17 protein-coding genes and 1 tRNA gene are annotated in these 15,385 nt (G+C 59.4%); 8 read left to right on the top strand and 10 right to left on the bottom strand.

Features of this window, described 5'->3' with window-relative positions:
• Window positions 1-6: 6 nt before the first annotated feature.
• From J3D54_RS06695 to J3D54_RS06680, 4 genes are all read right to left on the bottom strand, one after another.
• The gene (locus J3D54_RS06695; RefSeq protein WP_253417217.1) at window positions 7-459 is read right to left on the bottom strand and encodes a hypothetical protein; all 453 of its coding nucleotides are present in this window, start codon (window positions 457-459) and stop codon (window positions 7-9) included.
• A gap of 6 nt (window positions 460-465) precedes the next feature.
• Complete coding sequence (locus J3D54_RS06690) at window positions 466-882, bottom strand: hypothetical protein (protein WP_253417216.1); 417 nt, start codon at window positions 880-882, stop codon at window positions 466-468.
• 37 nt (window positions 883-919) lie between these two features.
• Window positions 920-1,894, bottom strand: coding sequence for an alpha/beta fold hydrolase (locus J3D54_RS06685; protein WP_253417215.1), 975 nt, complete (start codon window positions 1,892-1,894; stop codon window positions 920-922).
• Between the two features lie 69 nt (window positions 1,895-1,963).
• Entirely contained in the window at window positions 1,964-3,022 is a 1,059-nt protein-coding gene (locus J3D54_RS06680) for a YhcG family protein (protein WP_253417214.1), read from the bottom strand.
• 264 nt (window positions 3,023-3,286) lie between these two features.
• Between J3D54_RS06680 and J3D54_RS06675 the strand changes: the two genes are divergently transcribed.
• Window positions 3,287-3,736: a carboxypeptidase regulatory-like domain-containing protein gene (locus J3D54_RS06675; RefSeq protein ID WP_253417213.1), complete on the top strand. Its 450-nt coding sequence runs from the start codon at window positions 3,287-3,289 to the stop codon at window positions 3,734-3,736.
• A gap of 84 nt (window positions 3,737-3,820) precedes the next feature.
• Here J3D54_RS06675 and J3D54_RS06670 read toward each other — a convergent pair.
• The 5 genes from J3D54_RS06670 to J3D54_RS06650 all read right to left on the bottom strand — a co-directional run bounded on the left by J3D54_RS06670 (window position 3,821) and on the right by J3D54_RS06650 (window position 8,050).
• Window positions 3,821-3,896, bottom strand: a tRNA-Phe gene (locus tag J3D54_RS06670).
• A gap of 103 nt (window positions 3,897-3,999) precedes the next feature.
• Entirely contained in the window at window positions 4,000-4,272 is a 273-nt protein-coding gene (locus J3D54_RS06665) for an oxidative damage protection protein (RefSeq protein WP_007939458.1), read from the bottom strand.
• Window positions 4,269-5,336 (bottom strand): A/G-specific adenine glycosylase, encoded by a 1,068-nt coding sequence (gene mutY / locus J3D54_RS06660; RefSeq protein ID WP_253417212.1) that lies wholly within the window; start codon window positions 5,334-5,336, stop codon window positions 4,269-4,271. The genes J3D54_RS06665 and mutY overlap by 4 nt, the downstream gene beginning before the upstream one ends.
• Window positions 5,333-7,567 carry an AsmA family protein gene (locus J3D54_RS06655; protein ID WP_253417211.1) on the bottom strand — a complete coding sequence of 745 codons (2,235 nt, stop codon included), beginning with the start codon at window positions 7,565-7,567 and terminating at the stop codon, window positions 5,333-5,335. Before J3D54_RS06655 ends, mutY begins: the two co-directional genes overlap by 4 nt.
• Before the next feature lie 78 nt (window positions 7,568-7,645).
• Window positions 7,646-8,050, bottom strand: a complete 405-nt coding sequence (locus tag J3D54_RS06650) for an acetyl-CoA sensor PanZ family protein (RefSeq protein WP_253417210.1) — start codon at window positions 8,048-8,050, stop codon at window positions 7,646-7,648.
• Window positions 8,051-8,314: 264 nt separating this feature from the next.
• Between J3D54_RS06650 and J3D54_RS06645 the strand changes: the two genes are divergently transcribed.
• The 7 genes from J3D54_RS06645 to J3D54_RS06615 all read left to right on the top strand — a co-directional run bounded on the left by J3D54_RS06645 (window position 8,315) and on the right by J3D54_RS06615 (window position 14,118).
• The gene (locus J3D54_RS06645) at window positions 8,315-9,976 is read left to right on the top strand and encodes an OFA family MFS transporter (RefSeq protein WP_253417209.1); all 1,662 of its coding nucleotides are present in this window, start codon (window positions 8,315-8,317) and stop codon (window positions 9,974-9,976) included.
• 264 nt (window positions 9,977-10,240) lie between these two features.
• Window positions 10,241-10,834 (top strand): imidazoleglycerol-phosphate dehydratase HisB, encoded by a 594-nt coding sequence (hisB, locus tag J3D54_RS06640; RefSeq protein WP_007939452.1) that lies wholly within the window; start codon window positions 10,241-10,243, stop codon window positions 10,832-10,834.
• Window positions 10,834-11,472 (top strand): imidazole glycerol phosphate synthase subunit HisH, encoded by a 639-nt coding sequence (hisH, locus tag J3D54_RS06635; protein ID WP_253417208.1) that lies wholly within the window; start codon window positions 10,834-10,836, stop codon window positions 11,470-11,472. Before hisB ends, hisH begins: the two co-directional genes overlap by 1 nt.
• Window positions 11,473-11,730: a DUF2164 domain-containing protein gene (locus J3D54_RS06630; RefSeq protein WP_050682512.1), complete on the top strand. Its 258-nt coding sequence runs from the start codon at window positions 11,473-11,475 to the stop codon at window positions 11,728-11,730. It begins immediately after the preceding gene.
• 42 nt (window positions 11,731-11,772) lie between these two features.
• Entirely contained in the window at window positions 11,773-12,510 is a 738-nt protein-coding gene (gene hisA, locus J3D54_RS06625; RefSeq protein ID WP_007939449.1) for a 1-(5-phosphoribosyl)-5-[(5-phosphoribosylamino)methylideneamino]imidazole-4-carboxamide isomerase, read from the top strand.
• Window positions 12,511-12,519: 9 nt separating this feature from the next.
• Window positions 12,520-13,290: an imidazole glycerol phosphate synthase subunit HisF gene (gene hisF, locus J3D54_RS06620; RefSeq protein ID WP_018929212.1), complete on the top strand. Its 771-nt coding sequence runs from the start codon at window positions 12,520-12,522 to the stop codon at window positions 13,288-13,290.
• Between the two features lie 72 nt (window positions 13,291-13,362).
• Complete coding sequence (locus J3D54_RS06615; protein ID WP_253417207.1) at window positions 13,363-14,118, top strand: ABC transporter substrate-binding protein; 756 nt, start codon at window positions 13,363-13,365, stop codon at window positions 14,116-14,118.
• A 3-nt stretch (window positions 14,119-14,121) separates the two neighbouring features.
• On the opposite strand, the gene J3D54_RS06610 is transcribed toward J3D54_RS06615, so the two are convergent.
• The gene (locus J3D54_RS06610) at window positions 14,122-15,360 is read right to left on the bottom strand and encodes a serine protease (protein WP_253417206.1); all 1,239 of its coding nucleotides are present in this window, start codon (window positions 15,358-15,360) and stop codon (window positions 14,122-14,124) included.
• Window positions 15,361-15,385: the final 25 nt, after the last annotated feature.

Genomic DNA, 15,385 nt, shown 5'->3' with positions numbered 1-15,385 from the left:
GGGTGTTTACTCGCCCTTTTCTTCCAGCGCATCCAGTGACTGACGATAACTGTCCAGCGCATCGCCGAAGTCGGTGATGAATTGCGGATCGGTCAGCCAGGCCTGGGCGGCGTCGCGGTCCATGCCATCGGCCCACATGCGGTAGTCGATCAGCATGTCGGCGGCCAGATGCGTGGCGGCCATGGCTTCGTTGTCGGCGTTTTCCATGTCCAGCAGTTCTGGGTGGTCGCTGATGATTCCGGCAAGGTTCGACAGCAAGGTCAACAGCATGTCGTTGCGGCTGGTGGCTTCGGCGTCACGCATTTTGCTGAACATCGCCAGGGTGTATTCCGGGATCGGTTCGCCGATCTCACCCAGGTCATCGTTCAGATCGGCGGGTTTTCTGCCGACCATGCGGATTTGCTTGGCTTTGGCTTTTGCACGTTTGGCGCGTTTCTGCTGCTTGTTCAGGGATGCCATGGGAACTCAGTGGGTTTTCTGTTGGGTTTGGGTCGCGATGGCGTCGGACGCCGCCACGTAATCAGCCTGGAAGGCCGGGGATTCGATCCACGCCAGGGCGCCGGCTTCGTCGGTCTCGGTGGACCATTGACGGTACTCGATGAGCGCCGCAAGGATGAAGTCCATCGCACCCTCTTCGCCTTCCTGTTCGTACACCAGCTCCAGCAGCGGGTCTTCAAGGAAGGCTGTGCACATTGCCTGCTGGCTGGACTTTTCGGCGTCGATCATTTTTTTGAACAGCTCGGTCAGGTCCACTGATTCGAAGTCGATGCGATCGTCGTTCGGGTCCAGCTCGACCGGCGCGGCGGCCCGCTGGGTGCGGTTCTGCTTGGCCTTGGCTTTGGCGCGGGAGGCGCGTTTGTTCTGCTTGTTGGCGGAGGCCATGGGTGTCGTTCCGTAATTCGTTGAGAGGGCGCATCAATCAGCTGCGTGGCACTCGCCGCCCGGGTGTGTCGGGGGCCAGCTCGCCGGTCTGCAGCCAGGACAATGCAATGGGCCATAGTGTGGCTTGGTATGCGCTGCGAAAAAAGGCGAAATGTCCGACTTCTTCTTCGCCGATGTCCTCAGGCGTGATTCTCAAGTGGGTATTTGTACTGCCGGTGAAGTAGTCAAGCAGGCGCTCGATGGCTGGAGTCGTGCCGTAGGGGTCGTCGCTGAGGCTGATGGCCAGGGTTTGTGCGCTGACCTTGGAGAAGGGGAGCTGACCGGTTCTGGCGTGCATGAGACGACCGCTGGGGCGTTTTTCATATCGGGCGCTGGGCATGCTCCAATCGCGAACCACGCCGGCAGGGGTGTCTTCGAGCCAGCCCAGGCGTCTGCCCGGGAAGTAGCCGCAAAGCATCGTGATCAGCGGCATCATCACGTGCCATTTGGCAAGCATCCGCCAACGATGGGCAGGGGCGTAGTCGCGCCAGTAAGCGAACTGCGCGCCCACCGTCACCAAGCGTCGGATCACATGCCCGGAAGCGCCCAGCCCCGCAGCACAGCCGCCGAAGCTGTGGCCGACGACATTGATGGGTTGTTGTGCAAACTCACGTTGCGCCCTTTGCAACATCGCCTCGAAATCCAGCGCGCCCCAGTCAGACCATGAAGCCTCAAGCCCTTTCAGCGATGCGGGGCGCGACTCGCCAATGCCACGGTAGTCATAAGTGATCACGTCTAAGCCGTTGGCGAACAGGTAATCGGCGAAGCGCGAGTAGTGTCGGCAACGGACTGAAGTGGCGGCGTTGATGATCACTACCGGACGGGTCGGGTCTTGATGGGTATGCTGCCAGGTGAAGCCGCCAAGGAGGAAACCGTCGGCGGCGGGCTCCTTGAAGGATTCGCCGGGTGTGCGGGTGGGCAACGGCAACTCGAGTTGAGTCGGGGCCAGTGAGGGGATGTCCTGCAAATTCATCGGCTCTTAACCTTTTCGGCTAGCTATCCACCATAGTCTTCACGCCGTTTATGAACAATCCACCCGTGCTTATCGGAGCCTCTGCTTGAGTAACCGCTCCTCAACTACCGCCCATTCCCGATCCAGTTCTGCGCGGAGTTCCTCCTCGCTCGGCAGCACCAGTCTGTATGTACTGGCGAATAGTTGTTCGTTGCCTTGCAGCACTGAGTAGCGCACCACCGATTCATCCTTTTGCGCGCAGAGAATGAGGCCGACGGTGGGGCCATCCTCCGGTCCGCGCTTGAGGTCGTCGTACATGCGCACATACATGTCCATCTGGCCGACATCCTGGTGGGTCAGTTCGCCGCGCTTGAGATCGAAAATGACGAAGCACTTGAGCAGGTAGTTGTAGAACACCAGGTCGATGTAGAAGTCTTTGCTGTCGGTACTGATACGTTGCTGGCGAGCGATGAAGGCGAAGCCTTTGCCCAGTTCGAGCAGAAAACCCTGAAGTTGATCGATCAGTGCTTGCTCAAGATCGCTTTCCTGAACCCGGCCTGCATTGGGCAGGCCGAGAAACTCAAGCAGCACCGGGTCCCGGATGAAATCCCGAGGGCTGGCGTTCATTTGCTGGATGTTGGTGGCGGCTTCCTGTTTGACGGCGGCCCGGTCGCGGCTCGCCAGCAGACGTTCGTAGTAGAGGGTGTTGATCTGGCGCTCGAGGGCACGACTTGACCAGTTCTGGAGCGCTGATTCGTTCATGTACCAGTGGCGAGCGCTCTCGTTGTCGACGCGCAGCAGTCTGCGGTAATGGGTCCAGCTCAATTCGGAACGCACTGCGTTCCAAATTGGAAAGGTCTGATAAAAGTCCCGCATGTATCGCAGGTTGCGTTCGTCAAAACCTTTTCCAAACTCGGAAGTGAGGACTTTGGCCAGTGTTGATAGCAGCTGCTTGCCATAAGCCGCCCGCCGAGCCCCTTCCTGTTCGAACTCCACAATATGCCGCCCGATCTGCCAACAGGTTTGCACCTGAACGGTATCGACCGCTCGCAGCACCTTCTGACGCGCTTCGCGGATCAGTTCGCCAAGACTGCCGAGCAGTGAAGCCATTTGTGGATCTTGAGTGTTATCGGGTTTGAGGTGGCTCATGACGTCTTCCGCGGTTGAAGGAAACAGACGGAAGAGAATGGCAAGAGAGCGATAGTCAGCGATGCCGGGCGCTGCTGGTGAGTCGGCAGGAAATACCGGATTCATTTTGCAGGACGCTGCCGACTACAGCTCGTACTTGAGGAGCAAATCGTGTAGTCCGATTCGCAGTGAGCCCCATTCCGAATCGATCTAAAACTTGAGTGTTCAGCAACAAATCTAAAAGGAGTAACGAGTGGGTTCTGCGCAACCCCGGGAGTCGCCATCATGAAGTACGTCCATTCATTCATGCTGCCCCTTGCCGCTGTCGGCGTGCTGATGTTGCCGGTCGCGCTTAACGCCGCCAGCCTTGAGCCGATCGACAGTTCAGCCGTGCAAGTCCAACAGCAACAGCAAAACGGGATTGCCTACCTGTCCGGGGGGATCGGAGAGGACGAGGCTAAGGCCATTCAGCAAACCAAGGGCTATAACCTGCACATGACCTTCTCCACCGGGCCTCAGGATGAATACGTTCCCGATGTGGACCTGGTTATTCAGAAAGCCGCAGGGCAGACCGTGCTGACGCTGAGTCAGGCCGGGCCGCTGGTTTACGTTCAACTGCCTGCCGGCAAGTACACCGTTGTCGCCACGCATAAAGGTGAGGTGCGGCGTAATACAGCGGATGTGGGCAGTGGTGCCGCTCGCAATCTGGTTTTCCACTGGGGCGGCGAAAACTAGTCAGGAGAGGTGGCTTGCGTGATGTCCGATCAAATCGCAGGCATAAAAAAACCCTGAATCTTGCGATTCAGGGTTTTCGGTATTTGGTGCCCAGAGACGGAATCGAACCGCCGACACGGGGATTTTCAATCCCCTGCTCTACCGACTGAGCTATCTGGGCAACGGGGCGCATTAAACGGGTTTTTCAGGGGGTCGTCAAGCAAGTTTTCAAAAAATATTTAATTATTACCGTCGCTTACGTGCCGACCCCGGATTTTGATCAATTATTGAGCAGGTGGAACGTAGCCTTCAGCCTTGGCGTATTCCTCGCCGGAAAAGAACTTGTCCATCTCGCCCTGAAGATATTTGCGGTCTTCGGCGTTCATCATGTTCAGGCGTTTTTCGTTGATCAGCAGGGTCTGGTGTTTCTGCCAGTCGGCCCAGGCCTTGGCCGAGACGTGGTCAAAAATGTCCTGACCTTTTGCACCCGGAAATGGAGCGCGCTCCAGGGCGGGCAGTTCTTCTTTGTACTTGCGGCACATGATGGTGCGGGTCATGACGACTCTCCTGCGTTCAATACGGCGGCCGCGCGTTCGAGCAAGGTTTTGACCGGGGCGGCAAGGCCCAGGCGCGGCGGGGTGGCGAGGTTATACCAGAGCCAGTCGGCCTCGGCCACGTGATGGCCGGCCTCCTGGACCTGCACCAGCCAGGGTTCGATGGATAACTGAAAGTGGCTGAAGGTGTGCACCAGGCTCGGCAGTGCCTGCTGGCTGCCCAGTTCCAGCGAGTGCTGCGAAGCCAGATGTTGCAGGTCGTCGAGGTCATCGAGCTCCGGCAGGCTCCAGAGACCGCCCCACAGGCCCGTGGAAGGGCGTCGGTAAAGCAGAATCGCGCCGTCGCCGTTGGCGAGCATCGGCATCAGCGTGCGCTTCTGTGGCACGGCTTTGCGTGGCTTGGGGATCGGGTAGCGGGTTTCCAGGCCGAGCATGTGCGCTTCGCAGCCCTTTTCCAGCGGGCAAAGCAGGCAGCTCGGCTTGCTGCGGGTGCAGAGTGTCGCGCCCAGATCCATCATCGCCTGGGTGTAGGCGTTGACCCGATCATGCGGTGTGAAGCGCTCTGCGTTGGCCCACAGTTGTTTGGCGACCTTCGGCTCGCCCGGATAACCCTCTTGCGCGGTAAAGCGCGCCAGCACCCGTTTGACGTTGCCATCGAGGATCGGCGCGCGGATGCCCATGCTCAGGCTGGCAATCGCCCCGGCGGTGGACAGGCCGATACCCGGCAGCTCGATGAGTTTTTCCACATCACGGGGAAACTCGCCGCCATGTTCGGCGACGACAATCTTCGCGGTCTTTTGCAGGTTGCGCGCGCGGGTGTAGTAACCGAGGCCGGTCCACAGGTGCAGCACTTCGTCTTCCGGCGCGGCGGCCAGGGCTTCGACAGTTGGCAGCGAGGCCATGAACCGGTCGAAGTAGTTCAGCACGGTGCTGACCTGGGTCTGCTGCAACATGATTTCCGAGACCCACACCCGGTAAGGGGTGATGCCCTGTTGCCACGGCAAGTCATGGCGACCGTGGCGGTCGTACCAATCCAGCACGGCTGTTGAAAACTGCTCGGCTCTCATCGCTTGAACAGCCCCTTGAGCGCGTTTTTCAGTTCCGGGCTGACTTTATCGCCAAGCTTCTCGTCGATTTTTTCGCTGATGCGCTCGCCGGCCAGTTTGCTGGCGACTTGGCCCATGCGTTCGTTGTCGAGGCGGCAAGCTTTGGCGCCCAGCTCCAGCGGGCCACGGCAGCGCAGCGGCCATTCGATGCCGACGAATTTCTCGCCGACCTGACAGGCCGGGTCCGGCATGTCGCTTTTGTCGCCTTCCACGATGATGCCCAGGCGGTAATCCATGCCCAGCACCCGCAGGTCGATGTCACCGTTACCGTTGACGGTCATACCTGGGACGCGCACTTTCAGGTCCGGGTTATTGGCCACGCCGTTGCGCAAAATCAGGTTGCCCTTGAGCTCCTCGAAGGGGGTGTCCTTGCCCCGCGGTTCGCCGCTGAGGGTTTTGCGATTCAGGGTGGCGATGCCTTTGCACAGTTGTTGCTCAAGGTTGGCATTGAGCAACATACCGTTGTTGATGACGAAACTGGCGTTGCCATTGAGGCTGTCGATCAGCGCGCTCTGGCTATTGCCGCTGCCTGTCAGGGCACTGTTGAGCGTGACCAGGCCTTTGACCGGCGGATTTTTCCCCTGGCTTTCGAGGATTTTTTCCACAGGCACTTTGCTGATGCGCGTCTGCACGTTCAGCGCCGGCACTTGCTGGCGCACATCCAGGGTGCCCTTGGCTTCGAAGTCACCGTCGTACAGATCGCCGCGCAGGTTCTCCAGGGTCAGCAAGCCGCCCTGGCCGTTAGCCTTGAGCACGGCGTTCTGGATCGGCAGTTTGTCGAGGGTCAGTTGGCCGAAGGTCAGGTCGGCGTCCACATCGAGTTTGCTCAGGCGCTCCACCGGGAACAGACGGTCGCTGCTCCACGGGCCTTTGGTCGGTGATGGCGGCAGTGGTGTGCTGCCCGCGCCGGCCAGGGCATCGGCTTCGGTGCTGGCCACTTCGGCCTTGCGCACCTGTGTGGCGCTGTTGGCTTCGGCGGATTTCGGCGGCAGGTAACGGTCGACGTTGAAGGTGTCAGCCTTGAGGGTTGCCCGCAGTGATTGCTTGGCGAAGTCTTCGATGGCGATGCGGCCGCTGAAGGTGCTGTCGTCGAGTTTCAGGTTGAGGTTGTCGAGCGACAGGCTGGTCGGTGTGCCGGTAACCTGGCTGACCAGTTCGATTTTGCTCAGGCTGCCTTCGGCCATCGCCGGCAGTTTCTGGCCGATGCCGTCGACGAATTTCGCCAGATCGAATTGGGCAATCGACAGGCCGCCGCTGATTTGCGGAGTCTTGTCGAGGTCGTTGGCTTTCAGCTCACCCAGGGCGCGCAACTGGTTGGCGGAGATCTTGATGCCGGTCCATTCGGCGACGTTGGCGGCCTTGTCCAGCAGCAACTGACCTTGAGCGGCGAAGGTCATGGTCTTGCCTTCCAGCGGATCGCCAGAGACTTCGCCGGAGAGTTTCATGTCTTCGAATTTGTAGCGTTGCAGCGCACGCTCGAAACGCAGCTCGCCGGCCAGCTCGGTCCGCACCCGCAGAACCGGTTGGTTGGTGCCGAGGAACGCAGTAAGTTTGACCGGGATGTTGGTCGAGTCATGTACCGGGCCGGTACTCAGCTGGATGCTTTCGGCGCTGAACTGCTTGCCGGTTTTCTCATCGCTGTACTCAACGCGGGCGTTGTTGACGGTCAGGCTGTCGATGTCCAGGCGGACTGGCTGAGCCGGTTTTTCTGCCTGGGCGGTGGTCGTTGGCGCGGGTTCGCCGGTGGTGGCGGGCGTTGTGGTCGAGGTTGTTGGCGCGGCAGGCGCCGGCACCTTGCCGATGTCTTCCCAGTTGCCGTGGCCGTCCTTGTCGCGGTTCAGGCGCAGGTTCAGGCCTTCGACGCGCACATCGCTCATCTGCACTTCGCGGCGCAGCAGCGGAATCACACGGACCGACAGACCGAGCATCTGCAGGTCAGCAAACGGCTCGGTGGGCTTGGCCAGGGTTGCCACACTGGCTTCATGCAATTCCAGGCCCAGCCAAGGGAACAGGCTCCAGCCGATATCGCCATTGAGCGTCAGCTCGATGTGGGCCTTGTCGCGGGCAATCTGGCGAATCTCGTCTTTATAGTCGTTGGGATCGAAGAGGTGGGTCAGGGCAAAGCCCAGCGCCACAATGATCAGCAACAGCCCGAGAAGTACCAGACCCAGGATTTTGCCGAACGCTTTCATGGGCGAGTCCTTGTATTAGTCGAATTCGAAATTTAGCCGGGGAGTATAGCGCTCCGAAGTGGCAGACCGGTCAGACGATCACGTCGGAAGCACATCCAGCGGCACCTTCAGCTTAGCCGCCAGCGCCTGGACTTCGAGGTGCCCGGCAGGCGCCAGCAGGCGCAATGTCGCGCCCGATTGCGCCGCCATTTTCTGCGCTTCGCTCACCAGGCGCTCGGCAACACCACGACGACGGGTGATTTTTCGTACGCACAGATGGGACAAATGCCAGGTGTCATGGTGCCGTTGCAGCCGTGCTGCGCCCAGCAATCGATCATTGAAGCGTCCGGCGATCAGCGAACCGTCCAGCAGGCACGCTTCGATCAGTTCGCTATCCGCTGCAAATGGCGCAAACAGCCAGTTCGGGGCGTCGTGGTAGATCTTCTGTAGATCTTGCTGATCCTGATAAGTGGCCTGGTTCAGCGGCTCGACAATGATCGGCATGGAGATTCCTGTGAAGTTATACGGAGCCATTCCCCGTGAAAACAATGTTCATCCAGTGGTACGAGATCAGATGACATACAAAAGGTGATATCAGTTTGGTTTTTCTGTCACGTGCAAATGGTAACCTCTGCCCGTTCGTCCGTCCTTCTGCGACGTGATGTCGCACCAAAATGAAGCTTCACCTAAAAACAGTCATGTCTGCGTGCATAAAGGCTGGGGGTGAGGGGCGGCTGGCGAACCCTACTAATAATTGGGGGAAACACCATGACTACGAGCATCACGGCGGACGGCTTTGCCGACCGGCCTGCGTTCCTGTCCAAGGAGCGCATCATCGCCAAGCCCGGTTTCAACCGCTGGCTTGTACCACCGGCCGCTCTGGCCATCCACCTGTGCATCGGCATGGCCTACGGCTTTTCGGTGTTCTGGCTGCCGCTGTCCAAAGCCCTGGGTGTCACCAAAGCCGTGGCCTGCGCACCGGACATGAGCTTTATCGCCCAGGTCTTTTCGTCGCAATGTGACTGGCCGATCTCGATGCTCGGCTGGATTTATACCCTGTTCTTCATCTTCCTTGGCTGCTCGGCAGCGATCTGGGGCGGCTGGCTCGAACACGCAGGTCCGCGCAAGGCAGGTGTTGTGTCGGCGCTGTGCTGGTGTGGCGGTCTGCTGATGTCGGCGCTGGGGGTCTATACCCACCAGATCTGGCTGATGTGGATCGGCTCCGGGGTCATTGGCGGTATCGGCCTGGGGCTGGGTTACATCTCGCCGGTCTCGACCCTGATCAAGTGGTTCCCGGACAAGCGCGGCATGGCAACCGGCATGGCGATCATGGGGTTCGGCGGCGGCGCGATGGTCGGTGCTCCACTGGCTGCAGCCCTGATGGGGCATTTCGCTTCGCCAACCAGCGTGGGTGTATGGCAGAGCTTCCTGGTGATGGCCGCGATCTACTTCGTGTTCATGATCGGTGGTGCGCTGTCCTACCGCGTTCCGCCAACCGGCTGGAAGCCTGAAGGCTGGACGGCTCCGGCGAAAAAAGCCTCGAACGCGATGATCACTCACCGTCATGTGCATGTGAATGTGGCGTGGAAGACCCCGCAATTCCGTCTGGTATGGCTGGTGCTGTGTCTGAACGTTTCGGCGGGTATCGGCATCCTCGGCATGGCTTCGCCACTGTTGCAGGAAGTGTTCGCCGGTAAATTGCTTGGCAACGACCTGACGTTCGGTCAACTGGACGCTTCGCAACTGGCTTCGATCGCTGCGATTGCTGCCGGTTTCACCGGTTTGCTGAGCCTGTTCAACATTGGTGGCCGGTTTTTCTGGGCTTCGTTCTCGGATTATCTGGGCCGCAAAAACACCTACTTTGTGTTCTTCGCCCTGGGGTTCGCCCTGTACGCGCTGATCCCGAACCTCGGTCACCTGGGCAGCGTTGCGCTGTTCGTGGCGGCGTTCTGCATCATTCTGTCGATGTACGGCGGTGGTTTTGCGACTGTTCCTGCCTATCTCGCGGACTTGTTCGGTACGCAAATGGTCGGCGCGATCCACGGTCGTTTGTTGACGGCGTGGGCGGCGGCGGGTGTGTTGGGGCCAGTGTTGGTGAACTACCTGCGTGAATATCAGCTGAGCATCGGCGTTGAACGTGCCGCGGCTTACGACATCACCTTGTACATCCTCGCGGGCCTGCTGGTGCTGGGTTTTATCTGCAACCTGCTGGTGCGTCCGGTGGCCGACAAGTACTTCATGACCGACGCCGAGCTGGCCGCCGAACAGGCGCTCGGCCACGACAAGGGTGCTGACGCCAGCACTGTGCTGGAGTGGAAAGCGGATGCCGGCACCAAGCCGTTGGCGGTGGCTGCGTGGCTGGTGGTGGGGATTCCGTTGGCGTGGGGTGTTTGGGTGACCTTGCAGAAAACGGCGGTGCTGTTTCACTAAGTAAACGCATCACCCTTGTGGGAGCGAGCCTGCTCGCGATAGCGGTCTGACAGTCGACAGGGATGTTGAATGTCATGGCCCCTTCGCGAGCAGGCTCGCTCCCACATTTGTTTGTGGTCCAGCCAAATGCTTGTATGGACATGTCTATCCCCGACAGCACGGGGTTCACTCCGTCAGTGATATCACCTCCCGTGTTTCTGTTTAGCGCCCGCGACCCTATAATGGCTGCCTTTTTCGCCCCAATGATTTTTTGCGGAGCTGGTGATGGCCGAACGTATGGCGTCTGTCGAGCGCGACACTCTGGAAACCCAGATCAAAGCCTCGATCAACCTGGATGGCACCGGAAAGGCCCGATTTGATATCGGTGTGCCTTTTCTTGAGCACATGCTGGACCAGATCGCCCGTCACGGGCTGATCGACCTGGATATTGTCAGCAAGGGCGACCTGCATATCGACGACCACCACACGGTGGAAGACGTCGGTATCACCCTGGGTCAGGCCTTCACCAAAGCCATCGGCGACAAGAAAGGCATCCGTCGCTACGGCCACGCCTACGTGCCGCTCGATGAAGCGCTGTCGCGTGTGGTGATCGACTTCTCCGGCCGTCCTGGCCTGCAGATGCATGTTCCGTATACCCGCGCGACCGTCGGCGGCTTCGACGTTGACCTGTTCCAGGAGTTTTTCCAGGGCTTCGTCAACCACGCCAACGTCACCCTGCACATCGACAATCTGCGTGGGCACAACACCCACCACCAGATCGAGACCGTGTTCAAGGCTTTCGGCCGCGCGCTGCGCATGGCCGTGGAGCTGGATGACCGCATGGCCGGGCAAATGCCTTCGACCAAAGGCGTTCTGTAATGCAGACGGTCGCGGTTATCGATTACGGCATGGGCAACCTGCACTCGGTGGCCAAGGCCCTCGAGCACGTCGGAGCTGGCAAGGTCTTGATCACCAGCGATGCCGACGTGATTCGCGAAGCCGACCGGGTGGTATTCCCCGGCGTTGGCGCGATTCGCGATTGCATGGCAGAGATCCGTCGTCTGGGCTTCGATTCGCTGGTGCGTGAAGTCAGCCAGGACCGTCCGTTCCTCGGCATTTGCGTGGGCATGCAAGCCTTGCTCGACCGCAGCGAAGAGAATGACGGCGTCGATTGCATCGGCCTGTTCCCGGGCCAGGTGAAGTTCTTCGGCAAGGATCTGCACGAAGACGGCGAGCACCTGAAAGTGCCGCACATGGGCTGGAACGAAGTGAAGCAGACGGTAACGCACCCGCTGTGGCACAACATTCCGGACCTGGCGCGTTTCTACTTCGTGCACAGCTACTACATCGCTGCCGGCAATGCGCGGCAGGTGGTCGGTAGCGGTCATTACGGGGTCGATTTCGCCGCCGCGCTGGCCGATGGCTCGCGTTTCGCCGTGCAGTTCCACCCGGAGAAGAGCCATACCCATGGCCTGCAATTGCTGCAGAACTTCGCTGCGTGGGATGGTCGCTGGTAAATGGCCGTCAAGAAGAAGCCGCCGATCCTGACCCTCACTCCTGAACAGGAGAACGAGGCGAACCAGAAGATCAAACGCTTCATGGAAGATCGCTTCGAACTGGACCTGGGTTCGTTCGAAGCGGCTGAAATCCTTGAGCTGTTTACCCGCGAAATTGCTCCGCACTATTACAACAGGGCGATTTTCGATGTGCAGACGCACCTCAAAGAGAGGTTCGAAAGCATCGAAAGCGACCTGTGGGCGCTCGAGAAAAACTGATTTCCGAGCGAAGCTGAACACTCGAATTTGAAGGTTTGCCAGATGCTGATTATTCCCGCTATCGATCTCAAAGACGGTGCCTGTGTTCGTCTGCGCCAGGGCCGCATGGAAGATTCCACAGTGTTCTCCGATGACCCGGTGAGCATGGCTGCCAAGTGGGTGGAGGGCGGTTGCCGTCGTCTGCATCTGGTCGACCTGAACGGCGCATTCGAAGGCCAGCCGGTCAACGGCGAAGTGGTCACCGCTATCGCCAAGCGCTATCCGAACCTGCCGATTCAGATCGGCGGCGGTATCCGTTCCCTGGAAACCATCGAACACTACGTGAAAGCGGGCGTGAGCTACGTGATCATCGGCACTAAAGCCGTGAAAGATCCGGCCTTCGTCGCCGAAGCCTGCCGCGCGTTCCCTGGCAAGGTGATTGTCGGCCTGGATGCCAAGGACGGATTTGTCGCCACCGACGGCTGGGCTGAAATCAGCACCGTGCAGGTCATCGACCTGGCCAGGCAATTCGAAGCCGACGGCGTGTCCGCGATCGTTTATACCGACATCGCCAAAGACGGCATGATGCAGGGCTGCAACGTCTCTTACACCGCTGCTTTGGCTGCTGCGACGAAGATCCCGGTCATTGCGTCCGGCGGTATCCACAATCTGGGTGACATCAAGTCGCTGCTCGACGCCAAGGCGCCAGGCATCATCGGTGCCATCACCGGCCGGGCGATTTACGAAGGCACCCTCGATGTTGCTGAAGCGCAAGCTTTCTGCGATTCGTACAAAGGCTGAGGACTGACCATGGCGCTGGCCAAACGCATCATCCCTTGCCTGGACGTGGATAACGGCCGGGTGGTCAAGGGCGTCAAGTTCGAGAATATTCGCGACGCCGGTGACCCGGTGGAAATCGCCCGTCGCTACGACGAGCAGGGTGCCGACGAGATTACCTTTCTCGACATCACCGCCAGCGTCGACGGCCGCGACACCACGCTGCACACCGTCGAGCGCATGGCCAGCCAGGTGTTCATCCCGCTGACCGTGGGCGGTGGTGTGCGCACCGTGCAGGACATTCGCAATCTGCTGAATGCCGGCGCGGACAAAGTCTCGATTAACACCGCCGCGGTGTTCAATCCGGAATTTGTCGGTGAAGCAGCCCAGCATTTCGGCTCGCAGTGCATCGTTGTCGCCATTGACGCCAAGAAAGTTTCCGGCCCGGGCGAACCCCCGCGCTGGGAAATCTTCACCCACGGTGGTCGCAAGCCAACCGGCCTCGACGCCGTTGAGTGGGCGAAGAAGATGGAAGGCCTCGGTGCCGGCGAAATCCTGCTGACCAGCATGGACCAGGACGGCATGAAAAACGGTTTCGACCTGGGTGTCACCCGCGCTATCAGTGATGCGCTGGGGATTCCGGTGATCGCCTCCGGTGGCGTCGGAAACCTGCAGCACCTGGCGGATGGCATTCTCGAAGGCCACGCCAGCGCGGTATTGGCGGCGAGTATTTTCCACTTCGGCGAATACACCGTTCAGGAAGCCAAGGCCTACATGGCTCATCGCGGAATCGTGATGCGTTAAACATACAGGCCAGTGGACAGTATGGCGGGCTCAAGGCACTCTTGGGCACGCCATGGATTCCGGTAGCCCGACATGCTTAAACGACTTCTTCTTGTCCTCGCCAGCGCTTCTCTGTTGTTCATCAACGGAGTTCATGCCGAAGAAAGTCCCGACTCCGGCCTGGTGCTGCTGACGGAAAACTTCCCGCCGTACAACATGGCGAAGAACGGCAAGAACTTCGCTCAGGGCGAGAACATCAACGGCATCGCCGTGGACATCGTCCGCGAGATGTTCAAGCGTGCCGACATCCCCTACAGCCTGACGCTGCGTTTCCCTTGGGAGCGAATCTACAAACTCGCCCTGGAAAAGCCCGGTTATGGCGTGTTTGTGATGGCGCGGTTGCCGGACCGCGAGAATCTCTTCAAGTGGGTTGGCCCGATCGGCCCGGACGACTGGGTCATGCTGGCCAAGGCCGATAGCAAGATCACCCTCGAGTCGCTGGAGCAGGCGCGCAAATACAAAATCGGCGCCTACAAGGGTGATGCGATTGCCGAGACACTGACCAAGCAAGGGCTGAAGCCGATTGTGGTGCTGCGCGATCAGGACAACGCGAAGAAGCTGGCTAACGGTCAGATTGACCTGTGGGCCACTGGCGATCCGGCCGGACGTTACCTGGCGCGGCAGGACGGGGTGACCGGGCTCAAGACCGTGCTGCGCTTCAACAGCGCCGAACTGTACCTGGCACTGAACAGGGATGTGCCGGATGAGACCGTGGCCAAACTGCAAGCCGCGCTGGATCAGTTGCGCAAGGAAGGTGTGGTGGACGACATCATGGGGCGGTATTTGTAGTCATTACCTGGACCTGGCCTGAACGGAAGCGACCGGCACCGGGCTCAAGTACACAGCTCTCGTGAACACATTATTCAATGTTGCCCTTGTCAGGCTCTGTTGTTCGGAATCGACGCCGATAATGCAGAGTGCATGCGCACCGTTTTGTGGTCCTATTGCAGCATTGATGAAAGCGTCTTCAGCGCTGATGGCGGCGCTGTAATGGTCGGGAATCTTGCAATCTCTGGCGTTACGGACCGCTTTGTAACGATAGAAAGGTGTCTGGAGGGAGAACCCGAAGTCCCAGGCAGGCAATACGATCTGCCCAGACGCACTTTGCGTTCTATGCACATTTGACTTGAGATTCCAGGGCTCCGTGACAGTCAGCTCGACCGGTTCCAACGAACAGTTCGTCCCGTTGCTGGTGAAGACACCGTCAATAAAGCAGTGGTAGAGGAAGTTGGCAGAGTAGCTGTAGTTGAAGCGCGCAGCTTGGCAGGATGGCGAATGTTCGCAGTCGGGCGGCGCTGGCGTATTGCGGTAGGCTGCGACTTGACTGACGATACCGGTGATTTCGTTGGTGCGGCGGTTCAGCATCGGGCTGCCGGAGCTGCCAGCGTGAAGGTCGCAACGGTTTCTCATGGCCAAAGGGAAGACCCCGGGGTGATCGATGAACGTTCCGGCGGTTTGCTCGGCGCAAGCGCTCAATCGAAGCCCGTGTTCAGTGAAGCCGCTCGGCGCGCTGACGTTAAGCACATCATGACTCTCATAGGTTTGATGGGGCGCCAGCTTCAGCGGGTTGACTCCGGCCTGTATCAGCGAGGCCAAGGTGGCGTCGACCTCAAGTACTGCCAGATCAGTGCCCACCAGGCTGCTCCACCGGGCCGTGTGGACAGCGTATCGGTGATGACGCTGGGGCGTATCAAAAAAGTAGCTGAAGGTGATGTTGGCCACCACAGGCAGGTGGGTCCGCGCCGAACCGAACTGAAAGAACACGCAATGGCCACTGGTGAGTAGATAGCCAGGGCCAGTGGCATGGCCTTGGCTGTTTCGCGTGTCTAGAAGAACGGCGCTGCAGGATTCTCCAGATTGCAGGCTCAGGCGTCCGATGCCGCTCCAGAGTTCATAATGATGCTCGCTGTTTTGCAGCGCTCTAGACATTGAGCCATTGACGGCGCCTTCTCCGAGGTCGCGCGCCTGTACAGGGGTAGTTGTTGCCAGTCCGATCAGGGCCGTCAGGCAAAAGTAGCGAAGGTATTTCATGGCCATTCCTTGGTGATGAAATTCA

The sequence above is a fragment of the Pseudomonas sp. GGS8 genome (assembly GCF_024168645.1).
Taxonomy (GTDB): domain Bacteria; phylum Pseudomonadota; class Gammaproteobacteria; order Pseudomonadales; family Pseudomonadaceae; genus Aquipseudomonas.
This window is presented reverse-complemented; position numbering and strand designations above follow the sequence as displayed.